At 54.1% G+C, this 23,219-nt stretch carries 16 protein-coding genes; 1 reads left to right on the top strand and 15 read right to left on the bottom strand.

All coding sequences use genetic code 11. From position 1 onward, the window contains the following. Positions 1-131: 131 nt before the first annotated feature. The 15 genes from JE47_RS0108280 to JE47_RS0108210 all read right to left on the bottom strand — a co-directional run bounded on the left by JE47_RS0108280 (position 132) and on the right by JE47_RS0108210 (position 20,930). On the bottom strand, positions 132-497 hold the full coding sequence (locus tag JE47_RS0108280) for a cytochrome C oxidase subunit IV family protein (RefSeq protein WP_031459305.1): 366 nt from the start codon (positions 495-497) through the stop codon (positions 132-134). A 9-nt stretch (positions 498-506) separates the two neighbouring features. Continuing rightward, positions 507-1,286, bottom strand: a complete 780-nt coding sequence (locus JE47_RS0108275; protein WP_031459304.1) for a cytochrome c oxidase subunit 3 family protein — start codon at positions 1,284-1,286, stop codon at positions 507-509. A 95-nt stretch (positions 1,287-1,381) separates the two neighbouring features. Then, a complete protein-coding gene (gene ctaD / locus JE47_RS0108270; RefSeq protein WP_031459303.1) occupies positions 1,382-3,040 on the bottom strand; it encodes a cytochrome c oxidase subunit I in 1,659 nt (552 codons plus the stop codon). Positions 3,041-3,044: 4 nt separating this feature from the next. After that, entirely contained in the window at positions 3,045-4,037 is a 993-nt protein-coding gene (gene coxB / locus JE47_RS0108265) for a cytochrome c oxidase subunit II (protein ID WP_031459302.1), read from the bottom strand. A gap of 48 nt (positions 4,038-4,085) precedes the next feature. After that, the gene (locus tag JE47_RS0108260) at positions 4,086-4,925 is read right to left on the bottom strand and encodes an SCO family protein (RefSeq protein WP_031459301.1); all 840 of its coding nucleotides are present in this window, start codon (positions 4,923-4,925) and stop codon (positions 4,086-4,088) included. A 34-nt stretch (positions 4,926-4,959) separates the two neighbouring features. Next, a complete protein-coding gene (locus JE47_RS0108255) occupies positions 4,960-5,364 on the bottom strand; it encodes a hypothetical protein (RefSeq protein ID WP_031459300.1) in 405 nt (134 codons plus the stop codon). A gap of 13 nt (positions 5,365-5,377) precedes the next feature. Next, positions 5,378-6,040, bottom strand: coding sequence for a cytochrome c3 family protein (locus tag JE47_RS0108250; RefSeq protein ID WP_031459299.1), 663 nt, complete (start codon positions 6,038-6,040; stop codon positions 5,378-5,380). 24 nt (positions 6,041-6,064) lie between these two features. Then, on the bottom strand, positions 6,065-6,670 hold the full coding sequence (locus tag JE47_RS0108245; protein ID WP_031459298.1) for a c-type cytochrome: 606 nt from the start codon (positions 6,668-6,670) through the stop codon (positions 6,065-6,067). A gap of 51 nt (positions 6,671-6,721) precedes the next feature. Next, the gene (locus JE47_RS0108240) at positions 6,722-9,844 is read right to left on the bottom strand and encodes a TAT-variant-translocated molybdopterin oxidoreductase (RefSeq protein WP_031459297.1); all 3,123 of its coding nucleotides are present in this window, start codon (positions 9,842-9,844) and stop codon (positions 6,722-6,724) included. Between the two features lie 381 nt (positions 9,845-10,225). After that, positions 10,226-11,626 carry a (Fe-S)-binding protein gene (locus JE47_RS0108235; RefSeq protein WP_031459296.1) on the bottom strand — a complete coding sequence of 467 codons (1,401 nt, stop codon included), beginning with the start codon at positions 11,624-11,626 and terminating at the stop codon, positions 10,226-10,228. A 20-nt stretch (positions 11,627-11,646) separates the two neighbouring features. Next, entirely contained in the window at positions 11,647-14,280 is a 2,634-nt protein-coding gene (locus JE47_RS0108230; protein ID WP_031459295.1) for an FAD-binding oxidoreductase, read from the bottom strand. Between the two features lie 21 nt (positions 14,281-14,301). Further along, positions 14,302-15,582 carry an FAD-binding oxidoreductase gene (locus JE47_RS0108225; protein WP_031459294.1) on the bottom strand — a complete coding sequence of 427 codons (1,281 nt, stop codon included), beginning with the start codon at positions 15,580-15,582 and terminating at the stop codon, positions 14,302-14,304. Positions 15,583-15,587: 5 nt separating this feature from the next. After that, a complete protein-coding gene (locus JE47_RS0108220) occupies positions 15,588-17,036 on the bottom strand; it encodes an FAD-binding oxidoreductase (protein WP_031459293.1) in 1,449 nt (482 codons plus the stop codon). A 667-nt stretch (positions 17,037-17,703) separates the two neighbouring features. Further along, complete coding sequence (locus tag JE47_RS0108215; protein WP_442856918.1) at positions 17,704-19,050, bottom strand: hypothetical protein; 1,347 nt, start codon at positions 19,048-19,050, stop codon at positions 17,704-17,706. 77 nt (positions 19,051-19,127) lie between these two features. Beyond that, entirely contained in the window at positions 19,128-20,930 is a 1,803-nt protein-coding gene (locus JE47_RS0108210) for a cellulase family glycosylhydrolase (RefSeq protein ID WP_031459291.1), read from the bottom strand. Between the two features lie 1,236 nt (positions 20,931-22,166). Between JE47_RS0108210 and cmr1 the strand changes: the two genes are divergently transcribed. Further along, complete coding sequence (gene cmr1 / locus JE47_RS20990) at positions 22,167-23,219, top strand: type III-B CRISPR module RAMP protein Cmr1 (protein WP_031459290.1); 1,053 nt, start codon at positions 22,167-22,169, stop codon at positions 23,217-23,219.

Here is a 23,219-nt window from a genome sequence, read left to right as displayed (position 1 = left end):
GAACCTCCGGCCCGCATATTATAGACAAAGGGCGGTATCTTGACCGCCCCTCGTGTAACATATCTCTTTAACCGGTGCAATGCCTGCCCGACCAAATACGTCTGTCCCCCTTCGAGAAACCAAATACACCCTTACGGCAACGGTCCGGCTTGGGGCGGCCAACCACGAGCAAAATAATCGCCCATCGTAATCACAAACAGAATAATCAGCCAGACAAACGCACCTGCCGCATACACCTGCGTAATTCGGGAACTCACCTTCACGTGCATAAAATAGAGCACGATCAGTACCGTCTTGGCAATCGCAATCGTCATCGCAATCGTGACGGCCAGCCAGCCCGGCATCTCGATCAGATTCTTCTCAACCCACCAGGCAGCGACGGTCAGCACCATAAGCACCATCAGCGCTGCGAAGACTCGATAGTAGGTTCCCCGCGAAATATGGGCATGCCCGGCGCTGTGGTGATGAGCAGTATGATGTACGTGTTGCTCGGCCATCGCAACCTCCTAAACCAGGTAGAACAGTGGGAAGAGGAAGACCCAAATGATGTCGATCAGGTGCCAGTAGAGACCGCCAATCTCGACCGGTGTGTAATACGTCGGCGAGAACGTATTCCGTAACGCCATCACCGTAATCGTACTCATCACCCCCAGGCCAATGATCATGTGAATGGCGTGCAGACCGGTCGCGCAAAAGTAGAGGAAGAAGAAGAGCTGATGTCCAGACTGCATCAGACCAGTCTTGGCTGCTCCATGTCCATGACCACTGCTCGTTGCTCCATGCTCGCTCGGAAACATGAAGTTTCGGCCCGGCACCAGACACTCGTGACTCTCATGCAAATCACTACCGGTAATCCAACTGATTGGATCTTTAGCGCCAGCGCAGTGGGCAAACTTTTCACTATACTCGTAACCCTTAATGAGCAAGAAGGTTAGACCAAGTATCATGGTCAACACGAGCATAGTCAGTAAACGCCGCTTGTTTCCCTCCTCGGCGGCATTTACTGCTAGTGCGACCGTTAGCGAGCTTACCAGCAGCACAACCGTATTTACCGCTGCAAGCGGCGTATTCAGCATAGCCGCCGCCTCTTCCCACGCTTCAGGGAAGGCCCAACGGTAGACGATGTAGGCCATGAAGATACCACCGAACAACATGATTTCGGTGACGAGAAAGGCCCACATGCCTAGCGTGGCTGCTTCTTTCTGCTGTTCTGGTGTCTCGAACTGATGTTGCAGTTCGGGACCGTGAACATGCACATGTGCCTCTTCATGAGTAATCGTTGCCAACGCTCTCTCCTCTGCCTTAACCTGTCAATGTCACTGCCGACAACTGTTACCACGCTGAACCTGACCAACCAACCTCGACAACCACGAACCCTGCTCTAGAGCGGCGAACCCGGTCGCCATGATGCTGCATCGCGCTCAGCCGCTTCAGGCGGGTACGCATACGCCTCTTCGGTTACGATTGGTGTCTTGTCAAAATTATAGGTGGGTGGCGGCGACGAAGTCTTCCACTCAAGTCCGGTTGCGCCCCACGGATTATCACCGGCAATGCGACCCTTCCGCAATGAGATACCCAGGTAAATCAGTGGCACGATGAACCCAATCGCCAGAATACTCGCCCCAGCAGTGCTCATCACGTGCAGAACCTGGAACTCTGGCGGATAGACATGATAGCGCCGCGGCATTCCCAGATAACCGAGAATAAACTGCGGGAAGAAGGTCATATTGAAGCCAACAAAAATGATCAAGGCTGCAATACTACCCCACGTCTCGTTGTACATCCGTCCGGTCATCTTCGGCCACCAGAAGTGGATTCCACCCAGGTAAGCCATAATCGTACCACCTACCATCACATAGTGGAAGTGCGCTACCACGAAGTACGTATCGGTCACGTGCAGGTCAACCGCCGTTACCCCAAGGAAAATACCGGTCAGACCACCGATCACAAACAAACCGATGAAGCCCAACGCATAGAGCATCGGTGTGCGATAGCTGATCGAACCCTTGTACAGCGTTGCCGTCCAGTTAAAGACTTTAATGGCCGAAGGAATAGCCACCAGCATCGTGATAAACGAGAAGATCAGCCCTGCGTACACCGACTGGCTACTGACGAACATGTGGTGACCCCAGACCAGGAAGCCCAGAATTGCGATGGCGATACTCGAAAAGGCAATGAACTCGTAGCCAAAAATACGCTTGCGCGAGAAGGTACTGATCAACTCACTAATGACACCCATCGCCGGCAAGATCATAATGTAAACCGCCGGATGTGAGTAAAACCAGAACAGGTGTTGGAAGAGCAGCGGATCACCACCAAGTGCCGGATCGTAGATACCTACTCCCCACAAGCGCTCAACGACGACCAGCAACAGGGCAATCCCCAATACCGGCGTAGCCAGAATCTGAATAATGCTGGTCGCGTAGTTCGCCCAGATGAACAATGGTAAGCGGAACCAGGTCAAGCCCGGCGCCCGCATCTTGTGGATGGTGACGATAAAATTGAGTCCGGTCAGAATAGAGGAGAACCCCATAATGAATGCACCGGTAATCGTCATCACCACATTTGAGTTTGAGTAGGTTGAACTGAATGGCGTATAGAATGTCCAACCGGTATCAACCCCACCAAACACAGCAGCGATCAGGGCAAACAGACCACCGATCATGTAGAGATACCAGCTTAGCAGGTTTAAGCGCGGGAAAGCCAGATCACGGGCGCCAATCATCAACGGCACCAGAAAGTTCCCCAGCACGGCCGGGATCGACGGGATCAGAAAGAAGAAGACCATGATCACGCCGTGCAACGTAAACGCCCGGTTGTAGACATCAGACGACATCAGATCGCCCTGCGGCGTAATCAACTCGACCCGCACTAATGTGGCGGCCAGACCACCGAGCAAAAAGAAGAAGTTGATCGACAACAAATAGAGAATTGCGATCCGCTTGTGATCAACTGTCAGCAACCATGACTTGAGCCACTCGGTAAAAGTTCGCGAGTTGTCGCGAATATAGCTGCTCTGTGGAAGAGAAAGCGTCGCCATAGGCTTAATTCCCCGTATCTGCTAATGACTTAATGTACGCAATCAACTGGTTGAGTTGATCTTCACTGATCTGCCCTTGATACGACGGCATTACCGGTGCATAGCCGGCAACAATTTTTGCATTCGGGTTCAGAATCGATTCGCGCAGATAATTCTCATCGGCGGTCACCGTCGATCCATCGTTCAGCTTTTCGGTTGCCCCGTACAGACCCTTTAAACTCGGTCCTACCCCACCACCGGCCATCGCATGGCACCCCGCACAGCCGAGGTTAGTGAAGAGCTGAGCACCGGCGGCAGCCATTGGATCGCCAGGGCTGGCAACCACTGTTGGCCGACCAGTATCAATTGAACCGTCCGGCAAGATGACTGGACCAGGGGTAGCCAGCCAGCGTTCGTAATCAGCCAACGGTAGCGCTACTACACGCCCGATCATCAGCGAGTGCTCGGTACCACAATACTCTGCACAGAAGAGGTGATATTCACCAGGCTTCGTCGCCTGAAACCACATGACCGTATACCGACCAGGTAGCACGTCTTGCTTCACGCGGAATGCTGGAATGTAAAAGCTATGGATGACATCCTGTGATGTCATAATGAGCTTGACCGGCTGCCCAATCGGAACATGCAGTTCATTATTCTCACGCTTCCCATTCGGATGCTGCACATGCCACATCCATTGCTTACCGATCACGTAGACATCAAGCGTGCGCATTGGAGGCGTTCGTATCTGGACATAGAGAAATGCACCCCAGAAAAAGACCAGCATGACCAGAATGAGCGGAATAATGGTCCAGGTCAGCTCTAACTTTAAATTGGAATTAACAGGATTGCTCCGGTCAACTTTCTGACTGCGATGATAGCGAACGATGAGATAGAGAATGACGAACGGTAACACCCCAGCAAAAATCAGACTCAGGGCTACCAGGAAGAAGTAGAGCTGATCAACCTGCGTTGCAAAGGTTGATGCCTGATCAGGAAATAATGGAAAATCGCGCATACGTTCGTCCTGTCTGGAGGCGCATTCCTGCCCCGGTTACTACTACCATCAAGCTGGCACCGATTCGCGTGGTGGCGGTAGATGACCGCCAGGTGTCGAGCGACTCAACGTCACAATGAGCGTAATAATCCCGATAACGGTAAGCACACCGGCAATGCGGATAATCGTCATAATCGTCGGCGTGTACTTACCGGTAACAGGGTTGTACTGATAGCACAGAAGCAGGATTTGGTCGATGACGTTCCCGACCTTTCCGGCTGACGCCTCGACCAGACCCAACCTTAGATCAGATGCGTTAAACTCGATCCCGAAGAAGTAGCGAGCAGTTTTTCCTTGCGGCGTTAGCACAACAAAACCGGCAGCATGGGCATACTGATCAATGGTTTCATCGTAGTAATATTTGAAACCAATTGCATCGGCGACCCGCCGAATCTGCTCTTCACTTCCGGTCAGGAAATGCCACCCTTGCTCAGCACCGGCCCGCGCATAGCGCTGCAAGGTTAAGGTCTTAACACCCGCCGCCATCATCGGTGTTTCGAGTGGATCAATACTGATGTTGACCACCTGAAAATCCTGCCCGGCAGTCAGCGGTACCTGCTGTAGCGCCGCCAACACACCTTCACGCACAAACGAACAGAGCATTGGGCACTCGTAATAGCTCATCACGAGCACCACTGGCTGACCAGTAGTAAAGAATTGCCCCAGGCGAACTTCAATGCCCTGCTCGTCGATAAAACGGGCATCGAGCGGAACCTGTTCACCCATCCGCTGCTCGAAGGCAACGCCATCTGCCGGATTCGGCTTACCGCCCTGGGCTAACGCGACCGCAGGCATCCACAACAGGACAGCAAACCAAGCAACGAACGTTATCCAATACCGGCGTTTCATCACACCATCTCACGATCTAGGATGATGAAATTCATCACTTCACCGCATCAAAACCGTGCTCAAGCAGCAATTCCATCGCACGCTCAATCGGAATATGAGCACGACCGGCTCGTTCGTTGACCCAGCCATAGCTTTCGAGATGTTCGTTAGCTTCCGCGATAATCCGATCACCGTCAATCCGCGGATTTTGTTCGAGGCGTGGCGCTGGCGGCAATTGCAATTGCGTCGCCTCACTACTTGAAAGTGTGTTGCTAGTGTCGGCGACCGAACCAGCGGTTACTGCCAGGACGCCTGCCATCAGCACGAAGGCGAGAATCAACACGCCGGCTACCATCACCACACCCCAGACGATCGGTTGTGACCGCGCATCACTCACTTCGTGATTCAGCGCCAGACTCTCGGCAGAAGGCCCTTCACTGTGAACGTGAGCATGACTCATAGTAACGTCTCCTCTAGCGATGGCACACGAAGCAGTTGGTCAGGCGGCCATCGGTAGGAATCTGGTATTCTTTCACCAATTGCTGCCGTTCGGCCAACGAGAGCGAATTGACATCCCACTCCATATTGAACACCTCTTCACGCGGGCGAATGTGGTCTTCAGGAGCGCGATGACAACCGAGACACCATCCCATATACAGTGGTTGAGCTTTGGCCGCTAACTGTTGCTGATCGATCCGACCGTGGCACGAACTACAACCAATTCCCTTGGCAATATGGATCGAATGGTTGAAGTAGACAAAATCAGGCAAGTCGTAGATACGGTTCCAAACCACCGGCTCGCCAGTCTGATAGCTGGTACGAACTACTTCCAACAAGGGGCTGGTTGTCCAAACCTGGGAATGGCACGACATGCAGGTTTCGGTTGCCGGAAAGCCTGCATGAGCAGCTTTCTCGACTGTAGCGTGACAATACCGACAGTCGATCTTCAACTCGCTGACGTGATGCTTATGGCTAAATGGAACCGGCTGTGCTTTGGCCACCCCTACATCAGTATACCATGGCGAGAGGTAGAAACCGACCATCGCCGCAATCGTCCCTACTATCAGCATTACAAGGCCAAAGAGACTGGCCAGGAAGATCGCATTTGCATTACGCGGAAAGATTTGGGCAGACATACGTCGCGTCTCTCACTCTCTAGCCTAGCGACCGGCTTTAACTCGTTCCAGCTCAGCCTCACTTAACAAAGCGACATCGGTATTCTGGCTCAGTTGCAGGGCACGAATATACGCCGCAATCGCCCAGCGATCTTCAGGCGGAATACGGGCCGCATAACTGTACATTCTGCCAATACCGTTCGTGATCACATCAAAGAAATAGCCGATGGGCACCGTGCGCAATCGATCTTGATGCAAACTTGGTACCGTCATTGGTCCGCGATAAGCAATCACACCTTGACCATCACCGACCAATCCATGACACGGAGCGCAGAAAGCGTTGTAGCGCGACTGTCCGTGGGCAAGCAGGGCGGCATCAAGTTTGATCTCTGGTGGTAACTGATCGGCCAGTTGACCCTCGACCCGGCCAGTCATTAATGGCGAGTTGGGGTTATAACTGTTCAACGGCACCGTATTAGCAGGCGGCGGCTGCATTGCGCGCCCATCTGGAAAGAAATTGCTCACATCATTCGGCTTATATTTAGGCTGGTCATACATGTCAACGTGACAGGCAACCAGCACCAGGCAGAGCGGCAACCAGGCCAGCCGCACTACCCGAGCCAGAATTGATTGACGAATAGAATACTTCATACGCCAATACTCGTTTCTAGCACCAGCCAGCTTTCCCTGGCCGATCTGCTCTTACCCTGCACTGTGCCCACCATCAAGCCCTTCACCGAGGTTGCGCACCCGTGCCAGGTAGCTTGTACGCGGCTTGAGATTCAACTCATCGAACACGGTGTAGTTGTGCGGCTGCTTCTTAATCTTAGCCACGCGGCTATCAGGATCATTGATATTGCCAAAGATAATCGCCTCGGTCGGACAAACTTGCTGACACGCAGTGACTACCTCACCATCGCGAATAGGCCGATTACCTTCGACCTTCGCCTTGATCCGTGCTGCGCTGATCCGCTGTACGCAGTAGCTGCACTTTTCCATCACACCGCGATTACGCACCGTCACTTCTGGGTTGCGCATCAGCTTCAGACTCTCGCTGGTCAGGTCGCTATACTGCAAGAAGTTAAACCGGCGCACCTTAAAGGGACAGTTGTTCGAGCAGTACTTCGTTCCAACACAGCGGTTGTAGACCATGTTGTTGATACCTTCGGCATCGTGAACAGTAGCAGCAACCGGACAGACCAACTCACAGGGCGCCTGTTCACAATGCGCGCAGGTCATTGGCATTAAGTATGCTTCGGGATTGTCGAGGTCCTCTCCAGCGTAGTAGCGATCAATGCGGATCCAGTGCATCTCACGTCCACGAGCAACCTCCTCTTTGCCAACAATAGGAATGTTATTTTCAGCCTGACAGGCGATCACACAGGCATTACAGCCGATACACGCCGACAGGTCAATCACCATCCCCCACTGATTACCGGTGCTGTAATCATAACCAGGCAACGATACCGGTAGCAATGACTGATACTTCGGCTTCCGCTCAGGCGAACCGTACTTCTCGGCATAGATCTCTTTAGCGATATACTTGGGGTCTTCCTTGAAGCGAGCAAATTCACCGGCGCGCACCACATCACGCCCTTCGAGCGTCCAGTGATCTTGGGTGCTTACCAGCAGATAACGTTCGTTGGTTGCAGCTACACCGACTCCGGCAACCAGCCACGGTGCAGCACTTGGGCGCAAACGATAGGTATTAAAACCGGCGCCCTCTGCCACGCGACCACCCTGCTGCCGACCATAGCCGAGGGTCACCGTGATGGTATCTTCCGCATGACCGGGTACGATCCAGATTGGGAGTCGTAGTGTGCCAACCGGTGTGGTGACATCGATCATGCGGCCGTTCTCACCGGTCAGCCGTTCCAGCGCCTGTTCACGAGCCCGTCCGGGAGCAGACAGGCTATTCGGATCGAAAGGTAAATTGAGCAAACGAATTGCGGTACGTGGACTGACCAGCGCCGCATTATCCCACGTCAGTTTCGTCATTGGACGTGGCAACTCTTGCAACCAACCGTTATTTGCGAAGCGACCATCCCAGATCGCCGGATCAGGCCGGAAGATCAACTCCAGACCGGCTGATGGCGCCGGTGCTTCAAGCCGCAAGCCATTGACGAGCGACACCTGAACCGGAGCGAAGCGCGAACCTTCGACAATACCTGAGCTAAGTGCGCGCTTGAAGAAGTCGTCGAATGCAGCATCTTCGAGACCGGTTTGCTGCTGCCAGTACGCACGCACAATATCGTAATCGGTTACCCCGATATTGCCGTTCAGGGCAGCCACAAGTTCATGTGCCGACCGCGAGCTGTATAGAGGGCGGATCAGCGGCTGAATAATCGTTGCTGTGCCGTCATAGGCACGCGCATCTGACCACGATTCAAGAGGATGGGTTAGCGGGATAAACCACGTTGCCAGAGCTGCCGTCTCATCTTCATAAGGATTGAGCACAACAGTCTGTTTTGCTTGCCGCATTGCCTCGGCAAAACCCAGATCAGCCGGTGCGGTGAAGACCGGATTACTATCGATAATAACCAGCAACTCGACGCTTCCGGCCCGCAAATCGTTCACCAGGGTCAGCAGGTCTTGGGGATCAGATGGTTGCGCAACCGGTTCTGTATATTCAACAGTTGTTCCCACAGCACCAAGCTGAAGATTTATCGCATGAGCGATGGCGTGCACAACCGGTGGCTGTTCTTCCCCGACTATAACGACCGCCCGCGAGCCAGCTCGCCGCAAATCCGCTACAACAGCCGATACCCACTGCTGCTGCTTCTCGTTCAGACCAGTTGCCGGTGCAACCGCAGCGACCCCCAACTGATTTGCCACTGCTGCTGCTAATTGCCCAATCATACCAGCCGAGACTGCCAGCCGATGATCAGCAATTGCACCGGTTGGTGAAAACACCGGCTCAGCCACATACAAACGACTCATCGTGTCGGTCTCGGCGCGAACCCGTCGCCGCTGCATCAAATCGTGGGCATAGCGTACCCGACCAGGCCCTTCACTAACAAAATCAGCATCGAGCGCCAGCACAACATCAGCCTGCGTAAAATCGTAGCGAGGTTCATACGGCGCCCCAAACGCCAGCTTTGTACCGGCATACGTATTGCTGCGCCCTACCGGATCATACTGAACCCAACGCGCTGCTGGAAACGTCGTCAGCAGTTCGTTCAACTGCGCCCGCAGCGTTGGTGACGTGATTGTTGGCGTCAGTACCCGTAACCCCTGGCCTTGCAAAGCACGTTGCACCTGCAACATTTCGGTAATTGCCGTCAGGAATGTCTCCCACGTGCTCAGCAAACCGCTACGCCGTACCGTCTCAGGGCGATCAGGATCGTAGAGAGCCAGTAATTCGGCCTGGGCAAATACATCGGTTGCGCCCAGACTGGCCGGATGAACCGGATTCCCTTCGATCTTGGTTGGACGCCCCTCGTTACTCTTCACCGTAACCCCAAGCGCAAACCCATCGAGGGTCACGGCAGTAGCGTAGTAGTTGGGAATACCCGGAATCTGATCACGCGGTGCACGGGCAAAGGGCGCAACCTGCTCTTGCGGTTGTTTGATCGCGAAGGTGCAGCCAGAAAGACCGGCAAGCGCCAACGATGCTCCCATCAGTTTGAGGAACGAACGACGTGACACCGGATCGCTCAACTCACTCGCACCCTGGGGAAATTCACGGGCGAGCAGTTCGCGGAAGGCCGGCGTATCGACCAGTTGATCGAGCGAACGCCAGAATTGCTTGCCGCGCACTTGCTGTAACTGGGCGCGGACAGCCTCGATCTCAGGCTTGGCAGGGTGAAGATTCATCTCACTCATTGGTGTGGCCAGACTAGATACGTAGCGGTTCCAATCCCGCCCTCAAACTTGTGAATTCGGGCACATTCAATCACTTGTGATTATAACAGAAAGCTAGCCCATCAATGCTGACAAGCTGATACTTGTCGTGTCTAGGTTTGGTATCTAGCAGGAATAGCGTAGTTTACAGTTTTCCAAACCAGACATGATGCTTACAGTATGGGTATTATTGTTGCGAGCTAACTACCGAATTTATCGCCAGTTTCGGCGTGATCTTTGTGCCGACTTGTACAATTATAGTAGCATACCTTGCAGAAAACGCGCAACATGAACAAGCCCTGTGCAAGCCATCTCACAATCTATTGGCTGCACAGGTCTGTGAGAAATTACTTGCCAGAATTGTCAGGCAGTGGCTGCAAATACCCGATAGGACTCATCGAGCAATTCGATAATATACCGCACCTGAACATTCTTTCCGCGGCGGCGTAGTTCTCCCGCTAATTGCAATGCGCAGCCAGGGTTTGCTGTGGCGATAATCTCAGCACCGGTGGTAAGGGCATTATCAATCTTGCGGGCGCCAAGACTCATCGCCATGTCGGGCTGAGTGATGTTATAGATACCGGCACTCCCACAGCACAGTGCGGATTCGGGCATTTCTTTCAGGGTGAGACCGGGGATGGCAGTCAACAATACCCGTGGCTGTGCACTGATGCGTTGAGCGTGTACCAGATGGCACGGCTCTTGATACGTCACCGTGATGTTCAATCGGCCTAATTCACTGCGATTGAAGTCAATACCGGCAAGAAATTCATGGACATCTTTTACCTTGGCGCTAAACCGCTCGGCGCGTTCACGCCATTCCGGGTCATCGTGCAGGAGGTGACCATATTCTTTGAGCGTGCTGCCACAACCGGCAGCATTGACAATAATTGCATCAACCCCTAATCCTTCAAATGCCGCAATATTACGTCGAGCTAACTCGCGACCACCGTCGAGATCCCCGCCGTGAGTGTGCAACGCACCACAACACCCCTGATCGGGCGGTAGAATGACCTCACAGCCATTTTTGCGCAAGACGCGAATGGTTGCTTCGTGCACGTGTGCAAAAGCAGTACTCATGATGCAACCGGTCAGCAGAGCGACACTGTAGCGACGTTCACCCTCTGCCGGGAAAATCTGACCGCGTGGCACGCTATAGTGATCGCTGATTGGCGGCAACATCGCTTCGGTATCGGCCAGATCGAGGAGCTTGAGCAGACCACTCTTGCGAGCAAGCCATTGGATGCCACTACGCTGATAGAGCCGCATCATTGTTGAAAAGAGCCGGAATGCCTCCATCCGCTTGAACAGCACTCCGAAGACAGCTCCACGCAGGGCACGTTGCCAGAGCGGACGGGGAGGTAACTTCGGTTCTGGTGTGCCTGGTATGGCCGGTGGCCCGGCTTTACCGGCGCGTGCCTGCTCGATCTGGGCCCGGCTGGCCTCAAGGATGGCGCCATATTGCACCCCCGAAGGACATACAGCCTCACACGCACGACAATTCAGACACAGGCTCATCTGCTCTTGAAAAACTTCGCTGGCAAGGCTGATGCGCCCTTCGTCAACCGCTTTCATCAAATAGATCCGTCCGCGCGGCGAAGCCATTTCTAATCCGGTTTCACGGTAGGTCGGACACGACGAGAGACATAATCCACAATGCACACAGGTATTGATAATGTCAGAGCTTGGTTTATCTTTGATGCTAAAACCGATCAACGGGATGGTCGGCTGAGTTGATGATGACGATGCCTGAGTAACAGTCACGGGTCGTTCTCCTCTTTCGCTTATAGACGATTATCGGCAAACCAAAATGCTTCTGGGTTCATCTGGTTGTGCGGATCGATAGCAACTTTGATTGCCCGCATCTGGTCGCGGGCAGCCGGTAAGTGTCCCCACCTTTCCGCATGTGGTATGAAATCTGGCGGTGCGGCTAACAAGTGAGTATGCGGGAATGCAGCGGCAAGATCGCTATGGAATGCGGCAATCTGCTGGAAATCACCGGTAACCTGGATGTAGATGATCCCATTGAGCGCGTGAGCCGTAACTGCTGCCGTCACCTGCCGATGATGAGCATGCGCTGTGATAGCCTGTACCGTTGCTGCACAGTGTGCCGGCCAGACACCGACTCGCAGCAACACTTGTTCTCTCATCGGTGCATAACGAGCTACGGTCTGATGCCAGAAGTTCGTCTCGTCGGTATCGCGAACAGCGGTCACCGATGCAGCATAACGCTGAGCCATGATGGTTGCTTGATGGATATGGCGCTCGACTGCCGCCGGATGGCCTTCGGTACGCATTGCGACAACGATAGCATGATGATCGGCCAGATATTCAACTGCTGTTGGTAGCAGGCGACTGGTAGCCAGATCATCGATGAACGCCCAAGCCGAGGCCGAATCGGGGAATTGTCCGAGCAGCGTTGCACTTGCTGGTGGTTGAGGGAAGACTTTCAGCGCTACTGCGGTGATGACCCCAAGTGTACCAGCGCTCCCAACGTACAATTTCACCAGATCGTAGCCGGTCACATTCTTCACAACCTGCGCCCCTAACCGAACCTGGATGCCGTCAGGCTCAATAACATCGAGTGCCAGCACCCAATCGCGCCAGGAACCATACCCTAACCGACGGGGGCCATCAACTGCCATCGCGACCAGCCCGCCCAGACTCTGGTGTGGGTCGGCCAGATCAAGGGGGAGCATCTGACGATGCGGGGCAAGGATTGCCTGTAGTTCGGCCAGAGTGGTACCGGCGGCCACCTTAATCGTCAGATCGTCTGGTTCGTAAACCAATATTCCCCGCCAGTGCATTGTCGAAACAGTTACCGCTTGCGACGAGCGCGCTACAGTACCACCCGTCGCGACAACCGGTATCCCCGCGTGATGACAGGCATTGATCACCTCTGCGGCGGCAGCGGGTGTTTCTGGCGCTACAAACGAACCGGGAATAGGTAGATTCTGGATTATTGTCGGGTCACGCTGTTGCAGACGGGCCGCGCGAGCCGCTGCCAGCGCAGCCGGGGTTGTGTCAGGCGGAAATATCTTAGCCGGGTTAAAGCAACCGGTTGGATTAAAGACCTGATGGATTGTGGCGTGCAATTGCAGTTCAGCAGGTGAGAAGAAACGTGGCAAATACTCACATTTCTCCAGGCCGATGCCGTGTTCGCCACTTACTACCCCACCCTGGGCGATACTTAGTTCTAGCACACCGGCCGCAATCGCATGCGCCCGTTGGCGTTGATCCGGATCGCGTGGATCGTAGAGCACCAGCGGATGCAAATTGCCATCGCCAGCATGGAACACGTTACACACTTCCATCCCATATTCAGCCCGCAATCGTTCAACGTGCTCCATCATGACCGGCAATCTGGTGCGGGGCACAACCGTATCGACCAGGTAATAGGCAGGCGCAAGGCGGCCAATAGCCCCCGCAACCGACTTCCTTGCTGTCCACACCCGCGCCTGCGTTGCCGGATCGCGTGCCGGACGTACATCAAATGCACCGTGCTGATGACAGATGGCGATGATCTGATCGAGTTGATCGTCAAGGCCATCTTGCACACCATCAACTTCGATAATCAATGCGGTAGTACCGGTCGTTTCTGGCAAACCTAGACTGTAAGCGCTGTTTACTGCCCGAATGGCATTGTGATCCATCACTTCGAGCGAGGTAGGTAACGAACCGGCTGCGATCACCGCACTAACGGCTGCGGCAGCCGCAACCACTGACGGAAAGAGCGCCAGTACCACTCTCACCGCTTCGGGCAATGGGGTCAGCCGCACAATCGCAGCAGTTACCACACCGAGGGTTCCTTCACTCCCTGCCAGCAAGCCGGTCAGATCGTAACCAATAGGATCAAGAACGCCATCACCGCTCCAGTAGCGATGTCCGGTATGATCGACAACTTCAACCGCCAGGACGTGATTACTCGTTACCCCATATTTGAGGCAATGCGGACCACCAGCATTGGTCGCGATATTCCCGCCGATAGTGCTAGCACGCTGCGAAGAGGGATCGGGCGCAAACTGATACCCCAGCGGTGCAAGATAGGCGTTAAGGTCGGCATTGACCACGCCAGGCTGCACAATAGCCAGACGTGATCGCACATCAACCGTTAAAATGTTGTCCATCCGAGCCGTGCTTATTACCATGCCTCCGCAGAGTGGTACAGCCCCACCAGCAATACCGGTACCGGCGCCACGCGCCACGATTGCCAGACCAGCGCGGGCAGCCAGTCGTACCGCAGTAGCCACCTGTTCGGCAGTGGTTGGCACAACCACGATTGCAGGTGGATGGGCAACCAGCATGCTACCGTCGGAATCGTAGGTCAGTAACGCTTCCGGTTCGGTTATGACAGCCTCCGCCCCAAGCGCCGCTCGTAGTTCGGCGATCAGTTCGGCAGACGCAGCGACTGATGTCACGTTGCAAAACTCCTCTGGCGTTCAGACGACAAAACGTCCGGGATTCAGCAGATTTTCAGGATCGAATTCTTGCTTAATCCGCTGCATCACCTCGAGATTAGCGATCTGAGTGCCAAACGCTGGCACCTCATCCACAAGCGAGGTGGGGGCAGCGAGGACCATTGTTTGCGGTGCAGCCTGTAATACGGCAGTGTGCCACTCGTGCAACTGAGAAACTGAACCGCGCACTCGCAGGTAAGCAATACCGTTTATGGCGCGGGCAACCGCCTGCAACGATACAGTGGCGTGCTGTGCAGCAGTTCGCGCCGCAGCCAGCACACTACTCAGCGCGGCAGGAAGACAGGTAACACGCACAACTAGCTCATCAGCCGCAACCGATGCTGTCTGTGGTATATCATTGATAGCTTCCCATAGCCGAATATGGGCTTCGTCGCGCAATGGTTCAGCCTGCACCCCAACCTGTGTAGCAAACGTAGTGACATCGCGAACATGGCGCTCAACGGCTGCGGCTAATCCTTCGCTGCGCACGGCCAATGCAAACGGCGTATCAGCAAGATCAATCCCCTCAAGATATTCCACTGCAACCGGGGTTAGTTGACTGGAGGCGATAGCATTCACTAACTTCCACAATGGTTCTGGCGTTGCGGCCCGACAGAGAATACTGGCAGCGGAACGTGGTTGCGGTATCAGCTTGAAATTGGCCGAGGCAATGATTGCCAGCGTCCCAAAACTGCCGAGATAGAGCTTCATCATATCGAAGCCGCTCACATTCTTTACTACCATCCCGCCAGCTTTCGAGATGCGTCCGGTCGCTTCCACCACCCGAATCCCGATCAGCAGATCGCGAGCTGAGCCATACCCCAAACGTCGGGGACCGTCCATTGCCGTTGCCAATAAACCACCGATTGTTGCCCGATCAGGCAACGGTGCATCAAGCGGCAACATCTGGCCATTCGCTGCTAATGCAGCACTGAGCGCACCCAGCGTCATACCGGCTTCAACCGAGATGGTAAGATCATCGGGTGTATAGTCGAGAATACGGTTCAGGCGACCGGTTAAGAGTACGGCGAAAGGACGTGACGGTGGACGACCCCATCTCTGCTGTGTGCCACCACCCCAGGGAACAATCGCAACGTGTTCGGCAGCCAGCCGGGCAACCGTCTGCGCCATTTCCTCAAGCGAGCCAGGTGCAACACTCAACAACGGCTGTTGACCATAGATATAGTATCCGGTAGGATGCTCTCTAACGTACTGTTCACCGACTAACGATTCCAGATCGGCGCGTAACAATGCGTTATTCATCTGCTTCAACTCGACTTCAAAGCACTCCAGGCCACACCCGAACGGCGCAGAGCCGCCAGTTCACCGCAGCCACGCCCCTTGGGAAAGACTTTACCGGGATTAAACAGATCGTGCGGGTCAAAACTCTGATGGAGACCGGCCATTGCTGCCAGATCATCCGTCGAAAAGAGCAGCGTCATGTAATCCTGCTTCTCAACCCCAATTCCGTGTTCACCGCTGATCACTCCACCAAAATCAATGCTTACCTTCATCACACTGGTTGCCGCTTCAAGCGCACGCTGATTTTGCGAGCGATCACGACGATCAAAGAGAATGATCGGATGGAGGTTACCATCGCCAGCGTGAAACACGTTGGCAATCGGCAACCGAAACTCACGAGAAATGCGCCCAACCTCATCCATTGTCTGCGGTAATTTGGTGCGCGGTACCACCGTATCAACCAGATAGTAAGTTGGCGCCAGCCGTCCCATCGCGCCAAAGGCATTCTTGCGGGCTGCCCAGACCTGATTCTGCTCGGCCAACGTGCGGGCCGGGCGAACATCAATCGCTCCATTCCGCCAGCAGATAGCGGTAATATCATTCAACAACTCATCAAGACCATCTTCCACGCCATCAACTTCGATCAGCAGCGCAGCGCCGGCAGCTTCGGGGAGACCCAGCTTATACATGTCGTTCACCGCCTTGATTGCCAGCCGATCCATGATCTCGAGCGCGGCGGGCAACAAGCCAGTAGCAATCACCTGTGATACTGTCGTTGAAGCACCGGCAATATCGGGAAAGAGCGCCAGCACAACCCGTACTGCTTCAGGAAGCCGGGTCAAGCGCAACCAGGCGGCAGTAACGAAACCAATCGTCCCTTCAGAACCGGTAATCACACCGGTAAGGTCGTACCCCGCGGCATACGCACTACCATCACCAGTCCAGATGATTGAACCATCGGGTAACACAACTTGCACTGCCAGCACATGGCTAGCCGTGATACCATATTTCAGACAGTGTGGGCCCCCGGAATTATTAGCGATATTCCCACCAATAGTACAGGCTTTTTGGGAGGATGGATCAGGGGCAAACTGATACCCAAACGATTTCAGATACTGTGATAACTCCCAGTTAATCACCCCAGGTTGACACAGAACACGTCCATTCGCAGTATCAACCTGTAAAATCTTATCCATGCGGGCTGTGGAGATAACAATACCACCCTGCATCGGTGTTGCGCCACCAGCAAGCCCGGTGCCGGCGCCGCGCGGGACAATCGGCATACCAGCACGTGCAGCCAGTCGTACAATTGCTGCCACCTGCTCAGCACTCGTTGGCAACGTCACAACGTGCGGCTCGTGAGTATCCATCACACAACCATCGGCATCGTAGGTCAACAGCGCATCAGGATTTGTCACGACGCCGCGTGGGCCAAGAATGCGCTCCAGCTCTGCGATTAGTTCAGCACGGTTCATTCCGCACTCCTACGGCCATCGAGGCCGCTTATCCAGGGTTTTGATAGGAAATTCTTTTAGAAGTGGCTGCTATGTGTGTAGTATACCATAAAAAGTAGGCGATAGTGAGGGAGAAAGGGAAAGTGCGCAGGAGCAGATAAGTCTTTTCAGAGTTCTCATTCGACCGAGTAGCAGTGAGGAGAGAGGGAAGATAAACGTTCGTAAACGAAGTAGTTTCCTGTGCCAACAGTGGTCTGCGACCAGCCCCCTCGGTAGTGCGCCAATCACATCCGTCAGCACACGGTAGGGGCAGGTTCCACCTCCTCCACAAGCAGCGGGTTGGGGGTTGCCGATGCCGTCTGTCGCACACAAAATGACTGCATGGAAGACCACTCGCCTTCACGCGAGTCCTCTTTCTTCTCTCACATGGTGAGAAAAAAGGCGAGGTAAAGGCAGGTACAGAATGTTCCCGCCGAGGTAGGCAGATTGCTCCGACCTGAACGGATGCTGCGAGTGTTCGTTTCCACCCGTGCGCCTGAACACACGGTGCAGAATCAGTCACCGTGTACGTGTACGTGTATAGGTCATGGGCACATCAGACACAACTACCTCCTTCCCCTGCCAGAATAGGAGAGGAAGGAGGAGATAACAGAACGGCATCGTCAATAGGGATTTCTCGGACGTCCGCTCACGGCGCAACAAAGCGACCCTGCCACATCTTGATCTGGGCAATGGTATCTTGTGCACGCAAATAAGACAAACGAGGGCTCCAATCAGGATTGAGAATAGCGAATGAAGCCTGTTCGTGATTGGGATTACCCTGCTCACCCCAGAGCACGGCGAAATTGATGTTCCAGAGGAACATATTTCCGACGAACGGATAGTTATCGTAAACGCGCAACATCGCCGAGCGGATGTACTCTGCCTGCTGTTCCGGGGTCACATAGTTACCAAATTCGTAGCCCGGCGTGTTATTTGGAGTTGCCCAGCCGTACTCGGTAATCCAGATCTCCTTGTCGCCCATACCATACTGCTCCATCCACTTCCGAACATTTTCTACATGGCGGAAGTAATGGGTTTCGTGGTCGTTCCAGCAGCGATCGGGAGCTGGCTTGCAACCGGGGATATAGCTCGGATTATCAGGCCAGAGGGTATCAGGCGGATTAGCCGCACCACCTGGATGCACTGCCTGGATATCGAAGTAGTTACGGGCTTCGCCGTTGTTGTAGGTGTACATCAGGCGATAGAATTCTTGATCAGAAAGCGCAATAGACGGATTGGTCACCCCACTCGACGACGAAGCTGCTGCCAGCACTAAAGCATCCGGATTCAGCGACTTAATGCGCGTATAGGCAGCCTTCAGAATTTCGACATAATGCCCGACATCCTCTGGCACAATCTCGCCACCATTCTCTACCGCCAGATTCGGCTCATTCCAAATTTCGTAGGCGTGAATTTTATTGCCATAGCGACGAACCATCTGCTCAAGGAAGTTCGCCAGGGTTTCGGGATCATCGGGTAGGCCATTGGTTGCGTTATAGGCGGTAGGTGAGCGCACCACATTGACCAGCAGCTTAATGCCAAACCGGTTAACTGCCTCAACAATCCGATCTAGTTCATCCCAACCGTAAATACCCTTGACCGGGTCTTCAATATCCATCCACACCACCTGCTGGCGGAACCAGTCAAAGCCGGCATTCTTCGTCAGTTGCAGCACACGATCGCGATCCGTGTAGTAGAGATGACCAACGACACCGAACTCCAGGTAATCGGGGTTAATTGGCACTGGTGTTGGCGCAACTGGGGTTGCGGTTGGCTCAACTGGCGCCACCGTTGGCTGGGTAGGTGCCATAGTTGGTACAGGGGTAGGCGGAGTTGACGTATCAGGAGTTGCGACAATCGCCGCCGTCGGCACATTACTGACGGGTGGATTAGCCGTTCCGCCGCCGCAGGCCGCCAGAAATGCGGCAACTATCATCAACACAAGGAAGAGTGCAGACCAGCGCCGCATTCGTTTGATTAAAATACGAGACATACCCATAAGACCCTCTCAGTTCAAAGACGAGTGGCACGTGCAGATCATTGGAGCCACTGCCTGCTCATTCCTGCTCACTAATCCTTCGGCATAGCCTGAATTGCAAACCATGCCGGACGCGGGCTCCAGTCACCGTTAATCACGCCAAACGATGCCTGTTCGTGGAGTTCATTGCCCTGTGCGCGCCACGGTACTGCGAAGTTCAGATTCCAGAGGAACATCGCTCCCACCCATGGTGCATATTCACGGCGACCGATCTGAAATGCGCGGGTAATCCATTCGGCCTGTTGCTCAAATGAGATCGAATTACCGTACTCGTACCCTGGTGTATTGTTGCGCGTCGCCCAACCAAACTCGGTAATCCAGATCGGTTTATCAGCCAGACCGTTTTCGACCAGGATATTGCGAATGTCTTCGACCCGACGGAAGTAGAACTCACGGCTGGTACGCCACTGCGGGCCGGGGCCAGGGCGATCGGGCCAGAGTGTGTCGGGCGGATTGTAATGACCACCGGGATGCACACCAATTGCATCAACATTCGCCCGGAACTTTGGATTTGAAGCCATTGAGCGCACATACGACGTATCGCTCAACGCAATATTTGGGTTATTCGTTTCAGTACTGGTCGGCGCACCACTGACCACAATGGCCATTGGGTCATTGGCTTTAATCGCCTTATAAGCCACTTCGAGCAGATCGACATAGTAGCTCGCATCGGCTACTCGTCCGCCAACTCCGCCATCACGTGCGCAGTCACCACCATTCTCACAAGCGCGATTCTGCTCATTCCAAATTTCGTAAGCCTGTACTCGTCCCTTATAACGCTTCGCCATCTCGCCCACAAAATAGGCGAAGTCTTTAAAGTTTTCACGACGTGGCATCCCGTGGCTACCATTGGCCGTTGCCCAGGATGGCGAAGCAACGATGCTCAACAACAAATTCACACCCTGACGATGAGCATCGGCCACAATGTCATCAAGCTCCGCCCAATAAATTGCACCTGAACGGTCGTGGAGATCCATCCAGCGCACTTGCTGTCGAATCCAGTAAACCCCGGCGTCACGGCTCATTTGCAACACCCGGTTCCGATCCTGCCAGGCGGTACCCTGACCGTACAGGTGCGCATTGAAGCCATAGATGAACGGTCGTGGTAATGATTGATCAGGCGTGCGGTAATTGAAAGCGGGATTAGTGCGATGCTTGAGATCACGGTACTCATTGCCTAACAAACCGAGCAAAATGCGATAACGCGGATCAGGTTCATCTGGATGCCACTCCATGCGCTGGCGCTCAAAATACTGCACCCAGTAGACCTCGCCGGTTGCCTGATTCCGCTCCTGGAACTGCTCGGAGAGCGGGTAGCCAAACACTTCCAGACCACCATTTCGCAACCAGAAGGTTCGGAATGGCGCCGGACTATCACGTAACGTATGCCCTGTCTCGGCAAACCACGTACCGTCACCAGGGTTAGCAACTCTCTGGAACGGTGGCTCATTCTCACGACCTTCAACCAACCGCCGACCGAGCAAACGACCCAGGATGTAGAAGCGATTATTTTGGATCCCGAAATTTTCGGGATGCTCTTCCAGAATCGCCCGCTCGAAATATTGGACGCGGTAGAACTTCCCTGGCTCGGTAAAACTCTCTTCAATAAACGGTTCCGAGATCGGATAACCAAGGACAAACAGGGCATTCGGTGTATTCTTCCAGGTCTCTAAAAACCAGTTGACCGCGCTATGACCGGTTTCAGGAAAATAGCGCGCCTGATACGGTGGATACGTGTCGGGTACGCCCATCTGAGCGGCGCCAGATCGTGGCCAGATCAGCAGCGAGGCCGTCAGCACAAACAAGCCCAATACAGCAAAAATCCGTTGTGTCATGCAGAAACTCCCTTGGTGGCACCGGTTGCAATTATTACAAATGTTTACCTACCTAACTGCCATGGTAACGAAACTTGCATAGCAGGTGGCTGAAGAGAATCTGATATTTCGCTCAGGAGAAGATCGGCCAACTGATAGCAGGTAACCGAGCGGATTATACTCTTCGCCAGGGATGAGCGTCAAGTTGTGACCAAAGAGCGTGACTATATCGGTAACGTAGTTTGTCAACAACCGATTTTCAATTTATAGACTCAGCGCGAAGACTCATAAGTGTACGTTAAGAGCCTATCCGAATGATCACCCCTCTCCCGCAGCGCGGGAGAGGGGTTGGGGGTGAGGGCCACCCGCAGCGCCTGGCGGCCCTCCCTTTCCCCCCAGCCCCCTTCCGCTCCCACTAGGGGAGAGATTAGCGTAGCAGCGGCGACTCTGTGCTGAGTCTTTCAACGATACCGAGTTCACCAACCAGATCACCCCTCTCCCGCAGCGCGGGAGAGGGGTTAGGGGTGAGGGCCGCCCGCAGCGCCTAGCGCCGCACGCTCAGCAGCGGGAACGTGCGGCGGATGGAGGAACAAAACGTTGGCCCCTCAACACAACGGTTGTCTAGGCTTGGTACGTTCCCAATAAGAAATCCGGGTTTGTGATCAGGCTCTAAGATGAATAACCCGCATTGGCTATCAGGAAGATGCCGTGCCCATCGTAGAGGGGTAGTTCGCGAACCGTCTCTCCACCATTGGCGGATATAGGTGTGACGCCTCGAATCTATTGTGCGTTGCGTCGTCATGCTGGACATTGACCGTCGCAATTGGGGATCCCCGCTCGGCCATCGGCGCATCCCGATACCTCTGCGGTTCGTACCAGCACGGAGCAACCTTCGCTGCCGTTATTTCCCGCGCTGTTGCGGATAGGTTCTTAGCCGGACACATGTGCCTCTGACGCCGATGACGACCTCGTACTTCCAAACGTTCCCAGACTGCGTGCGACGGAGATTGTTGTGATCGCATGGATAACAAATCGTCACGTTCTTCCATCTATTTCCGGTGAAGCGGCGATTAAAAAGAAGACGTTGAAAAATTCTTTGATCGTGTGGTATCATTTGCTGTCACAGTATCTTGAGTTCACTATCTTAATACCTCCCGATCCGAGAATTTTTCTGATAAACCAAAAGGTTTGAATGGTGGAATCAGTACAATTTCCTAGCATACTGCTATTGATGTAAAACAACATTGGACAACAGCAATGGATGTGCAGATCACAACCCTGACCCCCTTCTGGACCGGCGGTGTGGAGGGAACGACCGACCGGCTGCACGAAAGCGGACTGATTGGCAGCATGCGTTGGTGGTATGAAGCGATTGTGCGTGGGTTGGGCGGTGAGGCATGCGATCCGAGTCAGAGCAAGTGCACCTTCGACGCTGAAAAGTATCAGAAATCATCAGCCAGCACTCCATTGCAACGTCTGCGCGATGCTGGACTGTGCGATGCATGCCAGGTCTTTGGCGCGACCGGCTGGCGGCGACGGTTTCGTCTGACGATCATTAATGATCAGACGCAACCTATCTGGAAGGATGCGCAACCACTCAACATCCGCCCCCCTGATCGCACGCGAGGCTGGTTTTTGCCGCCAGGGCGTATGGGTACGTTCACTTTACGACTGACTGGCGATCCAGAGGCAGTACAGCGGATTGCGGCGCTGCTCCTATTTTTGGAACAGTGGGGAAGCCTAGGCGCTAAACCACAGCTTGGGTACGGTGCATTTCGTATAGATAATCGTGAAGATGTGCTTGCCGTGGCAAAGCAGGCGAACTGGAATACGATTTCAGTATCACAGAGCGCGAGTGCCGACCCTGATCTGCGGCAATTCCTGTTCTTCCGGTTCGATTTCACTCCTAGGCAGCCGGGCTGGTGGACAAACATCCCAGGGATAAGTCGCGTTAGCATTCAGGTGCAACCATTGGTACAGCACTACAACATCGTACCGGTAACGCCAGCTTTGAAAAACGCATGGCGGTTTGGTCAAAAATGGAATCGTGCTGATGAGCAAACGATATTCGGCGCTGCACTTCCCAATCGTCAACGAGGACGAATAGTAGCAACATGGGCATACCTCGACCCCGGTAATAACCGGTGGTGCGTTCACGGCTGGGCGTGGTTGCCTGCACAATCGCAAACAGCGAGTATGCTGACGCAGACGTTAGGTAACGCAACAACCTGGAATCAGACGTTGAATGTACAGGGGACACTGACCCAACAACGTCCGCGAACAACTCAGGATGTGCGGCAACTGCTATAG

Origin of the sequence: Chloroflexus sp. MS-G (assembly GCF_000735195.1) — a bacterium.
In the GTDB taxonomy this organism is placed as follows: domain Bacteria; phylum Chloroflexota; class Chloroflexia; order Chloroflexales; family Chloroflexaceae; genus Chloroflexus.
Note: the sequence above shows the minus strand (reverse complement) of the source record. Positions and strands in the feature narration are given on the sequence as shown.

Excerpts from the sequence above, each read along its gene's own strand:
- cmr1 (WP_031459290.1), top strand. The coding sequence starts at position 22,167 with ATGGATGTGCAGATCACAACCCTGACCCCCTTCTGGACCGGCGGTGTG.
- ctaD (WP_031459303.1), bottom strand. The coding sequence starts at position 3,040 with ATGGCGACGCTTTCTCTTCCACAGAGCAGCTATATTCGCGACAACTCG.
- JE47_RS0108250 (WP_031459299.1), bottom strand. The coding sequence starts at position 6,040 with ATGTCTGCCCAAATCTTTCCGCGTAATGCAAATGCGATCTTCCTGGCC.
- JE47_RS0108225 (WP_031459294.1), bottom strand. The coding sequence starts at position 15,582 with ATGAATAACGCATTGTTACGCGCCGATCTGGAATCGTTAGTCGGTGAA.
- JE47_RS0108220 (WP_031459293.1), bottom strand. The coding sequence starts at position 17,036 with ATGAACCGTGCTGAACTAATCGCAGAGCTGGAGCGCATTCTTGGCCCA.
- JE47_RS0108260 (WP_031459301.1), bottom strand. The coding sequence starts at position 4,925 with ATGAAACGCCGGTATTGGATAACGTTCGTTGCTTGGTTTGCTGTCCTG.
- JE47_RS0108255 (WP_031459300.1), bottom strand. The coding sequence starts at position 5,364 with ATGAGTCATGCTCACGTTCACAGTGAAGGGCCTTCTGCCGAGAGTCTG.
- JE47_RS0108215 (WP_442856918.1), bottom strand. The coding sequence starts at position 19,050 with ATGTCTCGTATTTTAATCAAACGAATGCGGCGCTGGTCTGCACTCTTC.
- JE47_RS0108280 (WP_031459305.1), bottom strand. The coding sequence starts at position 497 with ATGGCCGAGCAACACGTACATCATACTGCTCATCACCACAGCGCCGGG.
- coxB (WP_031459302.1), bottom strand. The coding sequence starts at position 4,037 with ATGCGCGATTTTCCATTATTTCCTGATCAGGCATCAACCTTTGCAACG.
- JE47_RS0108240 (WP_031459297.1), bottom strand. The coding sequence starts at position 9,844 with ATGAGTGAGATGAATCTTCACCCTGCCAAGCCTGAGATCGAGGCTGTC.
- JE47_RS0108245 (WP_031459298.1), bottom strand. The coding sequence starts at position 6,670 with ATGAAGTATTCTATTCGTCAATCAATTCTGGCTCGGGTAGTGCGGCTG.
- JE47_RS0108210 (WP_031459291.1), bottom strand. The coding sequence starts at position 20,930 with ATGACACAACGGATTTTTGCTGTATTGGGCTTGTTTGTGCTGACGGCC.